The 16,929-nt window shown below is 57.1% G+C and carries 19 protein-coding genes; 9 read left to right on the plus strand and 10 right to left on the minus strand.

All coding sequences use genetic code 11. From position 1 onward, the window contains the following. Together U4Z31_RS35880 and U4Z31_RS35885 are read right to left on the minus strand one after the other, a co-directional pair. Nucleotides 1-178: SDR family NAD(P)-dependent oxidoreductase (locus tag U4Z31_RS35880; protein WP_321812886.1), on the minus strand; the 178-nt coding region annotated here is incomplete at its 3' end. Nucleotides 179-229: 51 nt separating this feature from the next. After that, entirely contained in the window at nucleotides 230-970 is a 741-nt protein-coding gene (locus U4Z31_RS35885) for an acetoacetate decarboxylase (protein WP_321812874.1), read from the minus strand. Nucleotides 971-1,418: 448 nt separating this feature from the next. Here U4Z31_RS35885 and U4Z31_RS35890 point away from each other — a divergent pair, with 448 nt between their 5' ends. Continuing rightward, nucleotides 1,419-2,000 carry an undecaprenyl-diphosphatase gene (locus tag U4Z31_RS35890; protein ID WP_044846507.1) on the plus strand — a complete coding sequence of 194 codons (582 nt, stop codon included), beginning with the start codon at nucleotides 1,419-1,421 and terminating at the stop codon, nucleotides 1,998-2,000. A 39-nt stretch (nucleotides 2,001-2,039) separates the two neighbouring features. Here the strand turns inward: U4Z31_RS35890 and U4Z31_RS35895 are convergent, their stop codons facing one another. The 3 genes from U4Z31_RS35895 to U4Z31_RS35905 all read right to left on the minus strand — a co-directional run bounded on the left by U4Z31_RS35895 (nucleotide 2,040) and on the right by U4Z31_RS35905 (nucleotide 3,954). After that, nucleotides 2,040-2,264, minus strand: a complete 225-nt coding sequence (locus U4Z31_RS35895) for a hypothetical protein (protein ID WP_044846506.1) — start codon at nucleotides 2,262-2,264, stop codon at nucleotides 2,040-2,042. Nucleotides 2,265-2,383: 119 nt separating this feature from the next. Beyond that, on the minus strand, nucleotides 2,384-3,205 hold the full coding sequence (locus U4Z31_RS35900) for a siderophore-interacting protein (protein ID WP_321812875.1): 822 nt from the start codon (nucleotides 3,203-3,205) through the stop codon (nucleotides 2,384-2,386). Between the two features lie 38 nt (nucleotides 3,206-3,243). Continuing rightward, nucleotides 3,244-3,954 carry a PadR family transcriptional regulator gene (locus U4Z31_RS35905; protein WP_044846504.1) on the minus strand — a complete coding sequence of 237 codons (711 nt, stop codon included), beginning with the start codon at nucleotides 3,952-3,954 and terminating at the stop codon, nucleotides 3,244-3,246. Nucleotides 3,955-4,704: 750 nt separating this feature from the next. On the opposite strand from U4Z31_RS35905, the gene U4Z31_RS35910 reads away from it, so the two are divergent. The 3 genes from U4Z31_RS35910 (at nucleotide 4,705) to U4Z31_RS35920 (ending at nucleotide 7,052) form a co-directional block, all read left to right on the plus strand. Then, a complete protein-coding gene (locus tag U4Z31_RS35910; protein ID WP_321812876.1) occupies nucleotides 4,705-5,400 on the plus strand; it encodes an AbiV family abortive infection protein in 696 nt (231 codons plus the stop codon). 226 nt (nucleotides 5,401-5,626) lie between these two features. Then, nucleotides 5,627-5,965, plus strand: coding sequence for a hypothetical protein (locus U4Z31_RS35915; protein ID WP_321812877.1), 339 nt, complete (start codon nucleotides 5,627-5,629; stop codon nucleotides 5,963-5,965). Nucleotides 5,966-6,062: 97 nt separating this feature from the next. Continuing rightward, complete coding sequence (locus U4Z31_RS35920) at nucleotides 6,063-7,052, plus strand: ImmA/IrrE family metallo-endopeptidase (protein ID WP_321812878.1); 990 nt, start codon at nucleotides 6,063-6,065, stop codon at nucleotides 7,050-7,052. A 2-nt stretch (nucleotides 7,053-7,054) separates the two neighbouring features. Here U4Z31_RS35920 and U4Z31_RS35925 read toward each other — a convergent pair whose 3' ends face one another. From U4Z31_RS35925 to U4Z31_RS35940, 4 genes are all read right to left on the minus strand, one after another. After that, nucleotides 7,055-7,987 carry a hypothetical protein gene (locus tag U4Z31_RS35925; protein WP_321812879.1) on the minus strand — a complete coding sequence of 311 codons (933 nt, stop codon included), beginning with the start codon at nucleotides 7,985-7,987 and terminating at the stop codon, nucleotides 7,055-7,057. Between the two features lie 54 nt (nucleotides 7,988-8,041). After that, nucleotides 8,042-9,088: a thymidylate synthase gene (locus U4Z31_RS35930; protein WP_321812880.1), complete on the minus strand. Its 1,047-nt coding sequence runs from the start codon at nucleotides 9,086-9,088 to the stop codon at nucleotides 8,042-8,044. 72 nt (nucleotides 9,089-9,160) lie between these two features. Then, nucleotides 9,161-9,463 (minus strand): DUF4031 domain-containing protein, encoded by a 303-nt coding sequence (locus U4Z31_RS35935; RefSeq protein WP_082721847.1) that lies wholly within the window; start codon nucleotides 9,461-9,463, stop codon nucleotides 9,161-9,163. A 219-nt stretch (nucleotides 9,464-9,682) separates the two neighbouring features. Then, nucleotides 9,683-9,967 carry an MbcA/ParS/Xre antitoxin family protein gene (locus U4Z31_RS35940; RefSeq protein ID WP_321812881.1) on the minus strand — a complete coding sequence of 95 codons (285 nt, stop codon included), beginning with the start codon at nucleotides 9,965-9,967 and terminating at the stop codon, nucleotides 9,683-9,685. A gap of 558 nt (nucleotides 9,968-10,525) precedes the next feature. Here U4Z31_RS35940 and U4Z31_RS35945 point away from each other — a divergent pair. From U4Z31_RS35945 to U4Z31_RS35965, 5 genes are all read left to right on the plus strand, one after another. Continuing rightward, nucleotides 10,526-10,930: a helix-turn-helix domain-containing protein gene (locus U4Z31_RS35945; RefSeq protein ID WP_257140305.1), complete on the plus strand. Its 405-nt coding sequence runs from the start codon at nucleotides 10,526-10,528 to the stop codon at nucleotides 10,928-10,930. A 351-nt stretch (nucleotides 10,931-11,281) separates the two neighbouring features. After that, nucleotides 11,282-11,794 (plus strand): TnsA endonuclease N-terminal domain-containing protein, encoded by a 513-nt coding sequence (locus U4Z31_RS35950; protein WP_059698641.1) that lies wholly within the window; start codon nucleotides 11,282-11,284, stop codon nucleotides 11,792-11,794. Next, nucleotides 11,791-13,782, plus strand: coding sequence for a Mu transposase C-terminal domain-containing protein (locus tag U4Z31_RS35955; RefSeq protein ID WP_321812882.1), 1,992 nt, complete (start codon nucleotides 11,791-11,793; stop codon nucleotides 13,780-13,782). Before U4Z31_RS35950 ends, U4Z31_RS35955 begins: the two co-directional genes overlap by 4 nt. Continuing rightward, nucleotides 13,772-14,800: a TniB family NTP-binding protein gene (locus U4Z31_RS35960; RefSeq protein ID WP_321812883.1), complete on the plus strand. Its 1,029-nt coding sequence runs from the start codon at nucleotides 13,772-13,774 to the stop codon at nucleotides 14,798-14,800. Before U4Z31_RS35955 ends, U4Z31_RS35960 begins: the two co-directional genes overlap by 11 nt. Nucleotides 14,801-14,804: 4 nt before the next feature. Then, complete coding sequence (locus tag U4Z31_RS35965; protein WP_321812884.1) at nucleotides 14,805-16,319, plus strand: TniQ family protein; 1,515 nt, start codon at nucleotides 14,805-14,807, stop codon at nucleotides 16,317-16,319. A gap of 217 nt (nucleotides 16,320-16,536) precedes the next feature. On the opposite strand, the gene U4Z31_RS35970 is transcribed toward U4Z31_RS35965, so the two are convergent. Beyond that, nucleotides 16,537-16,929, minus strand: a 393-nt coding sequence (locus tag U4Z31_RS35970; RefSeq protein ID WP_321812885.1) for an MbcA/ParS/Xre antitoxin family protein, incomplete at its 5' end; no start/stop codon positions are given.

Here is a 16,929-nt window from a genome sequence, read left to right on the forward strand (position 1 = left end):
CGCCGATCGCCTTGCCGCCTGCCTTGACGATCTCGTCGGCAACCGCGTTTGCGCCGTCCTGGTTCAGGTCGGCGATCGCCACGGCCGCGCCCGCTTTCGCGAGCTCCAGCGCGATTTCCTTGCCGATGCCGCTTGCGGCGCCCGTGACGACTGCGGTCTTGCCATTCAGGTTGCTCATTTCGAATTCCCGTGGTGAAAGGATTGACAGGGAGAAAGGACTGCGGACGTGTTACTGAGCCAGGTAATCGTAGACGACTTCGCCGAGGCCGAGTGTCAAATCCGCGACGAGGTGGCGCGCTTCGACGATCTCGAGCACCGGCAGGTCGGCCACCGGCGCGAGCGCGTGCGGTGCCAGTTCGAGCGACGCGGGGCCCGTCCACGCGCCCTTCATCCTGATGTCCTGCATGTAGTAGCGCACCAGTTCGCACACGCGTGCGGTGCCGTCGACGTGCGGGATGATCTTCAGCAGGAAGTTCGGGCCCCCGAGGCGCTTCGTCTGCTCGTCGATGTCGAGTTCCTTGTGCTTGTAGCCCATCGTGCCGGTCGCGACGCGCACCTTGCCGTAGTCGAGCGTGCCCAGCAGGTGGTCGGTGTTCACGTGCAGCGTGGGTGACGCGAGTTTTTTCGGGAAACCCCAAAGCTCGCGGCCGCCGGCGATCGGCGGGTGATCGTCGAGATACATCGCGAGCGTGTAGCCGCCGGCCTGGCCGTTGTACTCGACGGGGATCACCTGGCCGCTTTCCGTGTAGTCGCCGAAGCCGGTCGAATCGGCCATGCGAATGAATTCGTAATGGACGAGCGGCTCTTTGACCTGCAACGGCTCGGGCACGATTTCACGCAGACGGTCCGGATCGGTGCGGTACGTGATGATCAGAAACTCACGATCGACGAAACGGTACGGGCCCATCGGAAAGGCCGGGCTGGTCAACGGCATCGCAAACGCTTTCGATCGGACATCGCTGGGTTTCATGCGGACTCCTTGTTGTTGATCGCTTCGTGGATGAGTGCTCGTAAGCTCGTAATCCTATGCCTGTGCGTTGCCGTTGTGCGATGCCGCATATGGAATTAATTGTTGCCGATTTCGAATGATTTGCGAGGCAAATATTGAGACGAACGGTGCAAACGGCATGGCGCGTGTGAGCGGTCCGATACTCGCACGGGTCGGTGACGCCACGATGTGAAAAAGGTGAGCCTTTACGGGATGGTCGGTGAGCTTTTACGGGAGACAGTCGCGCGTGAATGTGACAATTGTGTGAACTTGTGTTGCAGTACAGGCTCTAAGTGCGTTCGCGCGCGGGCCCCGGTCCGGTCACCGGCCGTCCGTCGCGTTAAGCACTGCTTAAGCGAGTGAGCACTAGCATCGTTCGCATCCGACCGGCACCGCCGGTCCCGTCACGACATCCCACGCAACCGGATTCATGCAGAACCTCAATCTCACCCTGTTTTCCGCCTTCAATGCCGGCGCCGCGCCGCACCCCGGCGTTGCCCACCTCGCGATCTTCGCCGCCGACTGGCTCGTCTATGCGCTGCCCGCGATGTTGCTGCTGACCTGGATCTTCGGCGAACGCCCGACGCGCCGCCAGGCGATCGAGGCCGGCGTCGGCACGTGTGTGGCGCTGGCGCTCGCGCAGGTGATCGGGCATTTCTGGTTTTCGCCGCGGCCGTTCATGGCCGGAATCGGCACGCAACTGATTCCGCATGCGCCGGACAGCTCGTTTCCAAGCGATCACATGACGTTTGCCTGGAGTCTCGCGGTCGGCATGATGCTCGCCGGTACCACGCGGCTTACCGGCGTCGTGATGGCCGCGATGGCCGTCGCGATTGCATGGGGGCGTGTGTATGCGGGCGTGCACTGGCCGTTCGACATGGCCGGCGGCGTGCTGGTCGGCACGGCCGGCGCGCTGGCCGCGCACCTGTACGGACAACGCGTGGTCGAACTGCTCGAACGGATCGGCGACGTCGTGCACGCGGTGCTGATGGGGCGCGAGCGCACGCCCTGAGCGGCAGGACTACGCGGGAGAAGTGCAGGCCGGACGCCGTCAACCGGGCGTCTTGGCCGCTTCCGCCGAAGCGGACGGGCCGCCGCCCGCTTCATGCAGTTCGGGTGTCTCGCCCGGATGCCGTGCGGCGTCACGGTCGAGCGCGCTTTCCTTCAGGATCGCGCACATCGCGACGAACAGCGCGAGCACGACGACCGCCAGGCTGCAATAACCGGCGATCTTCAGATTGCGAAGGAAAGGCGAAGCGTGGCTTTCTCTTGTCATGACCGGGCGCTCCTGGGCGGGCTGCGGCGGCTGTCGCCCGACAGCGGCGTCGCAGACACAGATATATACCAGCCGCCCCGCCGATGCCAAGCCCGCCCGTGCGCGGGCACCCGTTCGCTTCAGTCTTCCAGCGTTTCGTGCACGGCCGTCGCGCCGCGCTTCCAGTAGGCCGCCGCGCGGATGCGCGACTTGTCGACGCCGCGCTCGCCGGTCAGGTGCTGACGCACCGCGCGCATCGATTGCGCTTCGCCTGCCGCCCACACGTAACCGTCGCCGGAGGACGGCAGCGGCAGCTCGCGCACCGCGTTCAGCAGCAGGTCGCCGTCCGCGGCGTCGGCTTCGGCGCGAAAGCGCCAGATTTCATGCACGTCGGCACGCGTATCGAACGCGATCTGCGCGGTGCGATCCGCGACTTCCAGCACGACCGCCGTGCGTGCGCCGGCCGGCAATTGCTCGAGACGCCGCGCGACCGCCGGCAGCGCCGTATCGTCGCCGATCAGCAGATGCCAGTCGAAATCGATCGGGACCACGAACGATCCGCGCGGGCCGCCGATGCCGAGCCATTGGCCGATGCGTGCCTGTGCCGCCCACTGCGATGCGGGGCCCGGATGGTTCAGCACGAATTCCAGATCGAGTTCGCAGGCGGCGCGGTCGAAACGGCGCGGCGTGAAATCGCGCGCGACCGGCTTCGGTTCGCCTTCGGGAAACTCGGGGCCGTTCGCGCCGAGCGTCGGCATCGCGGGGCGTTCGGCGCCGGGCGGCGGGAAGAACACCTTCACGTGATCGTCGAACGACGACGATTCGAAATCCGCGAGGTCGGGGCCGCCGAGGGTGACGCGCAGCAGGTGCGGCGTCACGGCGTGCACGCGCACGACCTGCAGCAGGCGGAACTTGAGGGTATGGCGCACGCGGGTGACGGCGCGTTCGGAGGGGTTCTGCATCAATCCGTACTCCTTGGGTTTTGACGGGACGGCGCGGGTTACGCGCCGGTGCCGCCTTCGATTTCGGCCGTCGCGCGGCGCATGATTGCCGCGATGCGCCGCTGTTCGTCGGCATCGGCCGCGCTCTTGTGGAGCAGCGCCCGCTTCAGTGCGAGGCGGGCCTCGACGAACTCCGGCAGCCAGCCGGGCTGCGTGTCGTCCTGTGCCTCGCTGCCCGCCGCCTCGCCGGCGAACGCGCGACGCATGAATTCCATCTTGCGTGCGAGGTGCGTGAGGCGCGCGAACAAGGTGTCGACGCGTTCGCGCTGTGCATCGAGATGCGCGCGGCCGGCGTCGGTCAGCGCATAGCGCTTGCGGTTGCCTTCCGCCTGCGACGCGACGAAGCCGACTTCGTCGAGATACGTGAGCGCCGGATACACCATGCCGGGGCTCGGGCTGTAGAAGCCGTTCGAGCGCGTATCGAGCGCCTTGATCAGTTCGTAACCGTGGCTCGGTTGCTCGGCGACCAGCGCGAGCAGCAGCAGCTGGAGATCGTCGGAGCTGAACTGGCGGCCGCGCGGCATGCCGTCGTCGCCGAAATCGCCAAAGCCGCCGCGTCCGCCACGGCCACCGAACGGGCCGCCGCCGAACGGATCGTGGCCGCGCCGATGGCGGCCGATCAGTTGCCAGACACTGGTGTACCAGTCAGGGCCCGCATGCGCACCATGACCGTCGCATCGGGCATGGCCGCGGGAGGAGTTGTGTCGCATGATCGTGTCCTATATGTCGTAAAACATATCTAAAGATATATATCGAAAGATAGGGTGTCAAGGAGGATTATTGGGGGCGGATTCTGATGGGAGGGGCTGCAGGAAAGGGCTTGTAGGTTTGCAGAAAAGCTGGCCTTTTTTGCAGTATTTGAACCGATCTATTGATTCTCGTTTTTCAATAGTACTTCAGTGCTAATGTGAATGGCCTATAAGGCGCGGACGCGGGCAGTCAGCCAGTGCGACGACCTGCACTCACGACATCTTGTAAATCCAGCCGATCGCAACATCCGTGAGCCGGGAGACGGAGATCGGGCGTCGGAACAGCCTCGCTTGCTACGTCGCACTATTGATTTGTTGGTTGAGGAAAACGTAATGCCGCTTGATACAATTCCTCGCCATATTGGTTTGATGGCACACGATATCGAAATGCTGGTTGGTCTTCCAGAGGGGTATTTCCAAGGTAAACCAAACGTAGCTCGGTTGCGGTCGGCGGTTGGTAATTCCCAAGCGCCAGTGTCGACAGAGAGTAGTATCGCTTTGCCGTTTAGATCTATTCGAAAGTAATAAGTGCCTGTCAGCACTATTGGGGAAATCTGAGTGTTAAAATAATTGTATAATGCCAATGCTGATTTGTAGGCCGAGTGTCCGGGCGCGGAGTAAAGCAACAATAGCCCTACTGATGAACGGGCGCATTGCCTCGTAAAATCGTGACGCAAGAATGAACATGTAATTTAATTGTTAATTCTTCCGATGAACTCGACGAAAAAATATCCAGAACTGACCGCTGCACAAATCGCATTCGGGATGCTGAAATGCCGTGAGAACGCTTCAAAACTTCTCAACGACGCTACATTGCTGGCCGAGGAAGGCTGTTACGCGAGGGCCTACACACTTGCGCATACGTCGTGTGAGGAGCTCGCAAAATTCTTTGTGCTGCAACTTGCCGGGAAGCGCGTTATTCAAGCGAATCCGCCCGATTGGAAGCGATTCTGGCGCCGATTCCGTAGTCACGACTCCAAGCTTGCTCAGTTCAGCATACAATTGATTAAGTTGCAGTTAGATTCGGGCGTCGTGGATCAAGATCTGATAGCTGCGTCGGAAGGGCTCTTCACATTTGGCCTTCATCCGAGAAATGCATCCCTATACGTAGATGTAGGTCCGGATGGAGAATTTTGCGGTCCGGGTGATATTGACTATAGAATTCCTTTTCCTATTTTGTCTGTCGTTGCGACACGAGCGTTGCACGTCGCTATGGAGCTTGGTGAATCGGCTAATGATATTGTTGCGACTCTTCAGAAACTGCCAGCTGCGTCGGATAAAGCAACGGCATTAAAAGTGATGTCGACAGCAATTTCCAGGCTGAGGGATGGTGGGGTAAGTAAGGAGGCGGCATTGGCTGAGTTAAATAAATTTTGGAAAGCACCCAAGAACGCGGACGATGGTTGATCAGTGTGATGGGGACGACGAGGCCACGTTCGGGGCACAGGGTTCTCCTTTTTGATGCCGCCGTAACTCGTCTTGTTGTTAAGATACGGTCCGGACAAGACATTTCCTACCACTGGTGTGAGAGCCCTCAGCGCCCCACGTCCCGTCAACAACAAAGTCGCGACGCACTCGACATGAGAGTCGCTCGAGGCGACGCTGAGCGACAAACGCGTATCCATACGCCCCGATGTCGATACAACTGGCTTTTCAAACTGTGAAGCTTCGTCAGATATGCGAAAGCACGGTATCCGCAAAGCGAAGTCTTGGGGAAGGTGCGGCACGTTCCCTGCACGCGCGAATCGCCGACGTTTGCGCGTGCACCTCCCCCGTCGATGTGGTGGAGTTGGGCTTCGCTGCATTCGACACAAGTTCAGATGTCCGGATTTTTATCTATATTGAAGGTGGCTACACTGTCACTGCGACCGCAAACAACCGTCCTGAACCCCGGTTGGTTGACGGGCAGCTCGATTGGAAGCGAGTCACGCGCCTGAAAATTCTGTCGATTGAACCTGCCAATGAGAACTGAAGCCGATTTTTCGCCCACTTGGGCGGTTCCGCCTGGCCGGACCATCTCTGACCTGTTGGCGTCGAGAAGAATGCCACGGGACCAGGTGGCGCAGTCGATGAACCTGTCGGTCGACGAGTTCGACGACCTGCTGACAGGTAAATCGGCTTTGACCGCCTCCGTCGCGACTCAACTGGAGGCCACACTCGGTGCGTCGGCCGCCTTCTGGCTTCGTCGAGAAGAGCAGTACCGCGAGCAACTGGCGGAGCTGACCGTGGGCGTGGACCCGGAAACCGCCGATTACAAGGCATGGCTCAAGAGCCTTCCCCTTAAGCAGATGGTCGACCTTGGCTGGATAGACGGAGCCGTGGATAAGAAGGCCAAATTGCGCGAATGCCTCGAGTTCTTCGGTGTACCGAATCTCGACGCGTGGAACAGGACGTACGGAGGAACCAGAGAAGCCGCTGCGTTCCGGACAACGGAAGCATACGTCGAAAGTGCACCAGCGACTGCTGCGTGGTTGAGGCGTGGGGAGGTGCTGGCTGACCAAATTGTTTGCGAAGATTGGAATCCGGCGCTGTTCGAAAAGCAACTGTCGAGAGTCCGAGAACTTACGCTACGTCCCAACCCTGCCGATTTTATTCCGGAGCTCCAGCGGCTATGTGCGGAAGCCGGTGTGGCGGTCGTTCTAGTGAAGGCCCCTCCGGGATGCAGGGCTAGTGGGGCGACATTCTTTGCTACGCCGACGAAGGCGGTCTTGTTGTTGTCTGTCCGTTATCTGAGTGATGATCAGTTCTGGTTCTCTTTCTTCCACGAAGCGGGTCACCTTGTGTTGCACTACGACACGGAGTCGTTGATTCTCGAGACAACTATGGACGGTCCAAAATCGCCGATGGAAGAAGAGGCGAACCAGTTCGCGGCTGAGCAACTACTGCCATCGGCCTTTCATCCGAGGATGCCCGAGGCCGCGAAGAGTAAATTTGGCATCGCCCGATTGGCCCGCGATGCTGGTGTATCCATGGGAATCGTCGTTGGACAACTGCAGCATCGTGGCCTCGTGAAGCGCGAGCACTTCAACAAGCTGAAGACTCGCTACACATGGAGCTGAAATCAGCCCCTGAAAGCGACGAACTTTTCGGGACTTTTCTGCCAGTTACAGAGTGAGTCCTCGATTACCTGCATGCCAAGTTTCAATTCGCCGTCGAGTGCGATCGCGAGTTCGTCCATCCTCTTGCGGGATTTTTGCCCCATTCCCGGCACCCCGAACAGCAACTGCGCTCCCGAAGCGGGCCCCGTTGCCTCCGTCATATACGCGGAGGGCGGTTCGATGTCGGCGAGGCCTACTTTGCCGACCATCGTCAGGTAGTCGAATTTGCCTAGTCGTCCAAACCGCTCGACTGCGTTCATGGTTTTGTAGAGGTGGGCGAAAAGCATCCTGGGATCGTTGCCAACCACCGCCTTCATCGATTCAATCATGGTGACGTGGGACCGCTCGGGACCAACCCAGCCGGCATAGCTTCGCAGGACGTTGTCAAGCTGACTGATGCTTTCATACTGGCGGTGGTTCCCGAATTTGAAGCGAGCCTTCTCTTTCTCTATTGCTGGCAGGCGATCATGTAACCATAGAGTGAAGCCGTCTTTTTCGCTATTGTAATGTTCCCACGTCCAGACGAACTGATCTTTGAATGCCCCGTACACCATTCGCAGTAGACCGTACCCTGTCTTCAGATTGCGGCCGCAGGTGACGAATAGGAAGACTATCCAGAATGCCTCGTCGATATTTCCGTGTTCCATATGCCATACGGCGGCCCGGATAGGCTCGAACATATCGTCCTTCGGGTCGGTTCTGCGCTCAGAAATTTTGTCCTTCTTGTCGCGAATCCGTTTCACGAAGTCCACTCGATGGACGCTTTCCACCATTTGCTCAACAAGCGTGGTTAACGCCGCCGGACTTGCGACGCCGGGCAACGGTTGTCCGTCCACCCGGTAGTCACGTAGCTGTTTTTCAAGGCGCGCTGCAAGTTCTCGGTCGTATTTTGCCATTGTCGTTTGACAGATGCGGAAGGTGTTCGGTGTATCTGGCGCTGTCCAGCTTCACTATTTGGAACATGCGTCGGGCGTCGGCGAATCGAATTCACTAAGCGGAAAGAGAGGCTGTTCCACTGGGAACGGGGCTGCCTTTCGGCGTTCCCGTTTCTCGATATACATGTCGTACACGTCAGAATGCATTTGACTCTTTACTCGTTCGATGCGCTCGCGATGAGCCTTAGTTGGCTTAATCGAATATCGGTAGACTTGGAGCAGTCGTGCGAGGTCGGCCCAGTACGGGTGCATTTGTGCAATTCGTGGGCGTCTGCCCTGCCGAATGTTTTCCTCGGCCTTCAACAACATCTCGATGGACGTCTGCTGATCGCCGTGTGGCATCGCAGGCATTGGGACACGTGCTTGTACGCCTTCCTCGAGGTACTCAGCAGCCTTCTCCGCGTCTTCCGCATACAAGTGAAAACTGCCGACGGTATGCCGATACGTTCCAACCTCTACACCCAGCTTGCGCGCCATGATTTCTTGCAGCATGGTGAAAGCGAAGACATCGTGGGGAAGTCCTTTGTACGCGTCGTTGGACCGCATCATGGTGAGCATTTGCAGCTGCCCCCTGCGGACACTGAACTGCAACGTGCAGGTACAAGGAATGTCCTTGAGCGACGTCTCAAGATCCGTTGCGAGGTCCTCGGCCCGAAAGAGCTGGATGACAGCTCGCCTCGAATTGGGCCATGCTTGAAGCAACTTGATGACGTTGTCGACTTGATCGATGCCGTTCAGGCTGAAAAGTCGCGGTCCGTACGCCCCGTAGATTGTTTTTTTATCGTCCGAGGATTTCACATAATCTCGGATGTAATACTCAATGAAGTCTAGTTTGTTGGTACCAGACAAATACCAAAGAAATTCACCGACACAACTGTAGAACGTACTTTTTAGCTCAGTGCGGCTGAGTCTAGCGCGGGGGTTGGTAATTTGAAGTAGGACGCCGAATATCTCTGTCGCCGCGCCTTTGCGAGGGCTAATTTCATTCGCTCCTCTCCGTCTCAGGAGACGTTTGTAGACCTTGATTAGTAGGTCATCCAGAGTTTCGGCGCTCAGATACATGATCAGACTCTTATGGACCGCACTCTGATGCGGCCAGCAATAGCGTCATGCCCGTTTATAGCTGTCGCGAAGTCAGTCAAATAATTTGAGCTGGCTATCGTGGAATGCAATTTGTGCCTGAAGCTCGCGTTTCAACTGGCGTCCCCGAATTACCAAAGTCCGCCTGTCAGCAGCTTGGGCACCACGACTTAGCGCTATGTCTCGAACTTCGACGGTGACATCGTAGTGTGGCAACGACGCCTGGGCCTGAAACCAACCGCGTCTCAGCCCGAGCAATGTCGCAAACCTGTGAAGCTCATCCAGCGAATCAGCTACCAGATGGCACCACTGGCGACCTCGCCATGCAATGCGAGCATTGTCTACGTAGACTGCCAACGTCGCCCCTAGAGAAGTTATTACTTTTGTTCAGTCATCGCGATGATACTTCATAAGTCGCTGAATGGTAGCGAAAATTGGTACCCGTGGCCTATGATCGCGTCAGGTGGGCTCGTTGAGTTTCACGTACTACATCGGCGCTCTATCTCAGTTCCGGCATCGCTGGGCGCCGTCAGACGCCGGCTCGAACGGCCATGCACCGCCGTATGCCAAATAGATCTACCAGTAGGTACCCATTTGCAAGCTCGCGAGCATCCTCGAAATTAGATCAATGCCATCGGATGTATGAAGGTAATCTGCGGGCCGTCTCCCACCAAGAGCCGGAATCGATGAGTGCAGCCAGTCAACCACCCACGCTCGCGAGTCAAAGTCCTTAGGATTCCCAGATTCGTCAACGATCTTCTGAACCTGTGCAGTGAGCATGTCGATCACGGCGAATGGGATGTTGGAATTCGGACTCGCTGCCGGTGATTCACCATCGGCGGTTTCATTGATGCTGGACATGTGTGCCTCGCGCTTGAGTTTCTGCGGGTCGACGAAGATAGCAACGGTCGAAGTCCACCGCTTGTAGCTTCATCATCACGCTAGGAATTATGTTGCTAAATTGGCCGGAATCCTAGGCTTTGGGGAGCCAAGAAGTGAGACCGCTCGGTCGGAATCGTTTGCAAGCGGCGAGAAGCCCATCCTTCTGAATGATTGGGTTTGCGCGTTGTTCCCCGCGGGGCGTCGGACCATGGCTAGCTGCCAGGCTTGGATCGAAACGATCTCGAATCACCACAAAAGGCGATGCTGTGGAGCTCAGTGTTGAGCCTATCTTCGGTGCTTTGCGTGCTAGAGGAATCACTCTAACTAGTGCAGGGAAATACCGGATCCCTTTATGGGCGGCCTGTTCAGCAACGATTAACGTTGTCGAAATTATCCTATTGCCTAGCGCGTATCGTACAAAAAAGAGCTTTCAAATCAATGGTGTGGGTTTGACTTTGCGAGCAGGGTCGCCATAACATCTGCCGGTGCTATGAACGTCTTCCTCGAGTTAACCCGTTGAGTCCAATTTCCGAACGATTGCGCGCACTCCGGCTCCGCTACGGTGTCCGTCAGATGGATCTCGCGGCAGCGATAGGCTTTGAGCAAAGCTATATCTCGGCGATCGAGCTCGGAATCAAAGGACCTCCCTCCATCGAATTTGTCGAGCGAGTGTCCGCATATCTGCGGCTGTCGGTCGACGAAGACTCCAGCCTGCGCGAGGCACTGCAGCTCTCCACGCGACACTTCTCTATTCCTCAAACCGCGTCGGCAGACGTCTTTTGCCTGTGTAGCGAGCTGTGGCGCGAGCTGGACAGGCTGACGGACACTCAGATACGGGTGATTCGAGACGTGATTGCGATGCGGCGGGAAATTGAACCAGGTGCGGACCGGCAGGTCGTCGGTCGCGTAGTCAGAAGAGACAAGGAGAGCGCCAAAATGTAAAAAGCGAGACAAACCAGAAGGCTTGCTCGCTTTTGTGAGGAGGACTGAACGACCTCCGTGGTGACACTCGCAGTGTTGTCCAGTCCTCGCGTCCCGTCAAGCCTTCCTCCCTTCCGGTTGCACTAGATTGCCGCACGATATTCATGCGGCTGGGCGTTCGTACGCCCGAAAACGGTGCTATTTCTACCTGCTCTCTGAGCAGGTTGGCCTCCTATTGCCTGTGAAATGGAAAAGACGAAAACTGCACGAAAGGCGTTAACCCGCTCTGGACGGCGAGTTCGATACCTGTACCCGTCCCGAAAGAACCGAGCGCGTGTGCAATGTGAATCGCGCCTCGAGTTTGATGCAGCTATGCACTTCGAATTCTCGAAGAACATCAAGCGGTACCGCGAGCAGCCGATGCGTGTGACTTATCGTGATCGCGACGGGAAAGTTCGCATCTACTTCCCTGACTTCGAACTGACGATGACAGATGGCACGATCGTTCACGTTGAGATCAAGCCATCAGCGAAGCTTAGTAACCCGGTGCTGCGCGCGCGGATGGAGGACATCGCGGAGCATTACGCTCGTCTCGACCTGGCGTTCCGGATCATGACTGAACAAGATTTCCGGACCGAGACGAGAGTATCGGCCCTTGAACATCTGAGCTATCACAATCGGCAGACGCCATCTGGGTTCCAGCTTTCGGATCTGATGGGGCGCCTCGCGGCCTGTAGATCGCTCGATTTTGCGGCTGCCTGTGCAATCGCTGGAGGCCCACAGACGGTGATGCGATTGCTTGCGGCAGGCTATCTTGGATTCGACGAGAGCCAACGATTAGTCGATTCGTCGCCCCTTGAGGTGAGAGTTGAGGGGCAAGCATGATTCGATTTACATTCAAGAAGGGACTGGTATTCCGCGAAGGGTTGCGTCGATGGACGCTCATCGGTCGAACAGCTTTCGGAAAACTGAAGCTCGAGTCAGACGAAGGCGAGCCCCGTACACTGAGCGACGACGAACTCTATCGTGCCGTCTTGCTCAATACGATGTCCATTGACGAGAGATGCCTGAATATCGATTCGAGCATTCTCTACACGGTCGTTCCGCGGGACCTCTCTACATTCCCGAAGCACCATCAAGATACCGCGCGTTATCGTCACGAATACATGATGCGGCTTGTCCGCGATTTCACGAATACGAATGCGTGGATACAAGAGCAGGTAGCAAAGATTGCCGCGGAGATCGGTGATCCGAATCCACCGTCCGTTACAACGACCAAACGGTGGTGGGGGCGATACAGGCATACGAAATGCGTCACGACGCTGGTGGACAGGCGAACGAGGAGCGGCCGGCGTCCCGGTAGCGTCATACAGGCGCTCTTTGAAGAAGTAGTAAACGAAATCTACCTCGATCCTCTGAAGCTCACCGGGCAGGACGTCTATTTTGGTCTCTGGGAAAAGATCAAGCGCTATAACGAAAACCGACCCGACAAAAAACCTCTCGTATGTCCAGTTCCGTCGACCATATATCGCTGGCTCCGCGGCTTGGAGCAGGATGTCGTCGACGAAGCGCGTTTGGGCAAGAACGCCGCGCGCAAGAAAGCGCTGTGGGTGCAAGGGACTGCGAAAGCTGATTTTCCGCTTCATCGAGTTGAGATAGACCATACGCCACTGGATGTGATGGTCATCGACGCGCTAACGAACCTCCCTCTTGGCCGTCCTTGGCTTACTGTAGCCATCGACAGATTCAGTCGCGTAATACTCGGCTTCTACTTGAGCTTTCGAGCTCCATCCGCACATTCAGTTATCCAATGTATCAAGCGCGCAATCTTGCCAAAGACGAGTTGGGACAAGACCGTCGGGTTGCACTGTGAGCATCCTGGTTATGGGATCCCGTATTTGATCGCGGTCGACAACGGCATGGACCTGCATGCAGACGCAGTACAAATGATTTGCAGCGAAATGGGGATCTCGATGCTGTATTGCCCGGCAGGTCATCCGGAGTTCAAAGGGGGCGTGGAGCGCGTCATTGGGACGATCCAGCGCTCCCTGATGCATAAGCTGCCCGGGACGGTTTTTGCCAGTGTCGAGGAGCGCGGTGACTACGAGTCTGAGAAGAAGGCAGCAATAGATATAGAGACGCTCACCCGGCTCCTCGTGAAATGGATTGTGGACGAATATCATCAAACGCCACATACCGCACTGGGGATGACCCCGGTGCAAAAGTGGCAACAAGGACTTCCGAACGTAAAGATTGAGCTGCCGGCATACCCACAGCAACTCGACATTCTGACAGGAATTCCCGAGAGCAGAAGAGTCTGGCGATATGGTATCGAGGTCGACGGGCTGCTTTACAGCAACGAGAGGCTCAGAACGCTTTTCAGTCGAGCAAGAAATTATCGGAAGCATGTACAACTCAAGCGCTATGAAGACGATGTAAGTTATATCCACGTATGGGACGACCAGGACGAGTGCTATTTCAAGGTGCCGGTCATTGATCGACTTGCTAACTATGCCGATGGGTTAAACCTTCATCAGCACCTCCTGATGCGTCAGCGGGTAAGACAGGCGCATGGAGATAAGTGGAGCAGCGAGCATCTGCTGCGCGTCAAAGCCGAGATCCAGTCCTTGATTCGTGAAGCGTTGACGGCGAAGAAGATCCGAGATCGCAAGCGCGCGGCGACAGTCAGCATCATCGACAGTGAGATGGTGTTCGCTGCTAATCCTGCAAGGGATTTGCCCGTTCGCGAATCAGGTGGAAAAAGCGCAACGGCAGCGGGGCGGCATGAATTTGAATGCTCCGACATTGACGAGCTGCCGGAGCTCGAAAGCACACCTAATCCTAAATATCAAGGAGTGACTCATGAACACTAACATCCGCGCGGCCGGCAAGGATCCACTGACCTACCTTTCGACCATCGGACCCACCTCACGTACCGAAGTGACTCGCTTACCTGACTCGGAATTTTCGGTGCGAGCGAGCTTGATTCACTATGACCGATTTTGCGTCGCTGTTCGAAAGATTGCAACGACACACCGTCGCTGGCGGGCCCTACATGGGCCACGCGGCCTATTTTTATGTGGACATACAGGGACTGGAAAGTCGAGCATTCTGAAGTTCTATGCCAGCAAGTTCGAAAGATTTGAAACCGTTGAGGGGCCGGTCATCCCGGTCCTCTATATAGTCACTCCTTCTCGACCGACGATCAGGAATCTCGCGCAAGCGATTCTGGCTGCGTTGGGAGACAAGATCCCTAAGCGCACCGCTCAGGAGAAAACCGATCATGTCGCAGAGTTGCTTCTAACGTGTCGTGTTGAACTACTGATCATTGACGAATTTCAGCACTTTGTGGATTCTGGGCATCTGGCGGAGGCGAAGTTGGCCGCTGACTGGCTGAAGAATCTCATGGAAGAGACCAACGTCGCCGTGGTTGTCTCGGGCTTGCCACCGAGCATTGGAATCCTGCAGAGCAATCCTCAATTGACGAGGCGGTTCTCAGCGCACCACGAGCTTCGTCGGTTCGACTGGAAAGTCGCCGAGGACAGAAGGGAGTTTGCTGGCGTCCTGAAGCATATGCAGGGCCAACTTCCTCTTCCGTGTCCTTCTCTTCATTCATCCGAGATCATCACTCGCATGTATGCGGCTTCGGCTGGCGTGATCGACTACGTGGCCAAAATCATCGACGGTGCAGTGTCGCTTGCGTTTGAGCATAACAAGCGGCAACTCAGTCTGCCGTTGTTCGAGCAGGCATTTGCAGAGGAGGTATGGTCGACCGTACCGCCCAAGCTGAACCCGTTTAACCCCAGCACGGAACCACGTTATCTCGTCGGAGCGGGCGAACCGTTTTGGTACCTCAGACAAGACTTAAAAAATATCGCGTTGGAAGGGTGAAAGCATGACGAACAAGGTAGATCGGGCGCAAGCGACGAGTGCGCGTAGCGAGCCCCAGCGGCTATTTATGCATCCCGTCATCCATGTCGGAGAAGCGAGCGTCGGATTCCTAATGCGTGCCGCCAATGCGAACGGGATCAAACTGTCTGGCTTGAAGCGACTTGGAATCGCATTTGACCCAGCGATCCTCGCGAAGGCATTGTCTTGGGATCGTGTCGCACCACCGGAAGGCTCGATGCGATACGTTGCTGAGTTGGCCGCGTTGCGCCAAGCAGTCCCTTCAGCATGGCTTTCCAGCAGTGCTAGATGCTGTCCGGCGTGTTTGCGGGAACAGTCGTATTGGTCTTCCGAATGGGAACTTCGCCAGTACGTCGCTTGCTCCATCCACAAATGCTGGTTGATCGATCGGTGCGGTGTGTGCGAGAAGAAGATTTTGCGGAGCAGGAAAGCGCTTCTGCAGTGCGATTGTGGGACAGCTTTCGCTGACGGACAGATAAGACCGTCACCGTCCAAGTTTGTTGAAATCTCGGAATTGATTGCCAGCAAGTTGCCCGGCAAGCGCATTCGACCTACGTCGTTTGACGCGCTTTCGTTTGCAGATTTGGTCGAAATGTTGTTCTGGTTCGTGACCTGGCCTACGGACTTGGTTGCTGGCGCACAGAGGCGTTATATTTTTTTGGAGGACTTGCAAACAGCGATTCCGATTATCGAGCCGTGCGCCGATTTATTTTCTTCGTGGCCCTCCGGCTATCTGGCGAGATTGCGGGCAATGCATCTCGAAAACGGGGATGAGACTGGATCGATCAACACCACATTCTCGGAAATATATCGGCGCGTCGCGTTATGTCGAAATGTTAAATGCGCCGAAGTACTTATCCCATGGTTTCAACAATATCTGATTGATAACTGGCCGTGGCCAGTGTTGGAGCGGGGAAACGAGATAACAAACGCGATTGTTTCCCGACTTCCGTGGATGTGGGCGTCAACAGCCGCGAGGCATCTCGGTGTCAAAGAGGTTCGGGTAAGGAAATTTGCCCGAGATGGGGTCGTCGAGTCCAAGGTTCGACCCTTTACAAAGGGGCGCATGCTTATGGCGGTAAGGCGTGACGAACTGCCCAAGATGCGACGAATGTTGCAGGATCAGGCAACCACCCATTCGCTAAATTCCCTGGGTATATCGTGGCGTCGACGGCCGGTGTTGGTGCCGCTCTTATTTCCGGCCGCCGGATATCCGGCAAGCGGATGGCTCTTAGATCAATCGGAGGTACGGAATGTGCTAAGAATTGCGGATGGTCTTCCCGTGGTAGATAGGGTGGGCGACTCGCAAGTGGTGCTCGAGCGAGTGCTGCGATCGTGTGCTTGGCGTAACGTGTTGGTGGAGCGCCTGTTCCGATTGATATTCGATGGAGCAGTGAAGCCAGAAGCGGTTTTGAGTGGAAAACGAGGATTTACCGGCTGGCTGTTCGATAGACGCTCGCTCGATCGAATAAAGAACGGTGAGTCGATACTAGGCCTATAGCGCTGATCTCTAAACGGTTGCGGTAGCCGGCCGCCCTCTGTTGACCCGTGAGAAGGGATTCAGGTGCAGCATCTGCCGGGAGCGGCTACTACGGGCTTCTCAACAGGGTCAGTTGTTGAGCAATAACAAAGCCGCTCACCTAGCCACGCATCTTAATGAGCGGGTTTGTGCAGCAGTCGCAAGAGGCGGCCAGCGATGCCCCGTATGCGGCCGTCAGTTACACCGGGGTGCCATATGCAATCGCGTCCAGTGCGCCGTAAACATCGGCAGGATCGTTGTGGTTTCGCAGCCAGGTAACCGGACTCTCGCCGTCGAGGCGGACCGAGGGCCTCTCCAGCCATCGGTTGGCTTTAGCCGCGGTGCCGAACACTTCGCGAGCATAGGCGCGCACTGCGCAGAGCGCATCGCTCTCACGTCGAACCACGATTGCACGCAGTTGGCGGCCGACCTCACGGCGCACGGCATTTGCGATCATCAATTTGACTTCACTTGAACGCGCAGCGAAAGCATGCTCGGCCCCGGTGGGCGCGCGTGCGTGCTTCACCGTCGGCTTTGAGGTGAATTGCCCCACCACTTTGCAGCGTTTGCGCTTTGGCGCCACGCGGCGTGG

It is taken from the genome of Burkholderia sp. BCC1985 (genome assembly GCF_905339915.1).
Lineage (GTDB): Bacteria > Pseudomonadota > Gammaproteobacteria > Burkholderiales > Burkholderiaceae > Burkholderia.

What these genes read in the sequence shown, in the direction of transcription:
- U4Z31_RS35890 (WP_044846507.1), top strand. Translation starts at nt 1,419, where the DNA reads ATGCAGAACCTCAATCTCACCCTGTTTTCCGCCTTCAATGCCGGCGCC.
- U4Z31_RS35895 (WP_044846506.1), bottom strand. Translation starts at nt 2,264, where the DNA reads ATGACAAGAGAAAGCCACGCTTCGCCTTTCCTTCGCAATCTGAAGATC.
- U4Z31_RS35920 (WP_321812878.1), top strand. Translation starts at nt 6,063, where the DNA reads ATGAACCTGTCGGTCGACGAGTTCGACGACCTGCTGACAGGTAAATCG.
- U4Z31_RS35915 (WP_321812877.1), top strand. Translation starts at nt 5,627, where the DNA reads ATGTCGATACAACTGGCTTTTCAAACTGTGAAGCTTCGTCAGATATGC.
- U4Z31_RS35965 (WP_321812884.1), top strand. Translation starts at nt 14,805, where the DNA reads ATGACGAACAAGGTAGATCGGGCGCAAGCGACGAGTGCGCGTAGCGAG.
- U4Z31_RS35885 (WP_321812874.1), bottom strand. Translation starts at nt 970, where the DNA reads ATGAAACCCAGCGATGTCCGATCGAAAGCGTTTGCGATGCCGTTGACC.
- U4Z31_RS35960 (WP_321812883.1), top strand. Translation starts at nt 13,772, where the DNA reads ATGAACACTAACATCCGCGCGGCCGGCAAGGATCCACTGACCTACCTT.
- U4Z31_RS35905 (WP_044846504.1), bottom strand. Translation starts at nt 3,954, where the DNA reads ATGCGACACAACTCCTCCCGCGGCCATGCCCGATGCGACGGTCATGGT.
- U4Z31_RS35940 (WP_321812881.1), bottom strand. Translation starts at nt 9,967, where the DNA reads ATGTCCAGCATCAATGAAACCGCCGATGGTGAATCACCGGCAGCGAGT.
- U4Z31_RS35955 (WP_321812882.1), top strand. Translation starts at nt 11,791, where the DNA reads ATGATTCGATTTACATTCAAGAAGGGACTGGTATTCCGCGAAGGGTTG.
- U4Z31_RS35950 (WP_059698641.1), top strand. Translation starts at nt 11,282, where the DNA reads ATGCACTTCGAATTCTCGAAGAACATCAAGCGGTACCGCGAGCAGCCG.
- U4Z31_RS35930 (WP_321812880.1), bottom strand. Translation starts at nt 9,088, where the DNA reads ATGTATCTGAGCGCCGAAACTCTGGATGACCTACTAATCAAGGTCTAC.
- U4Z31_RS35910 (WP_321812876.1), top strand. Translation starts at nt 4,705, where the DNA reads ATGAACTCGACGAAAAAATATCCAGAACTGACCGCTGCACAAATCGCA.
- U4Z31_RS35900 (WP_321812875.1), bottom strand. Translation starts at nt 3,205, where the DNA reads ATGCAGAACCCCTCCGAACGCGCCGTCACCCGCGTGCGCCATACCCTC.
- U4Z31_RS35925 (WP_321812879.1), bottom strand. Translation starts at nt 7,987, where the DNA reads ATGGCAAAATACGACCGAGAACTTGCAGCGCGCCTTGAAAAACAGCTA.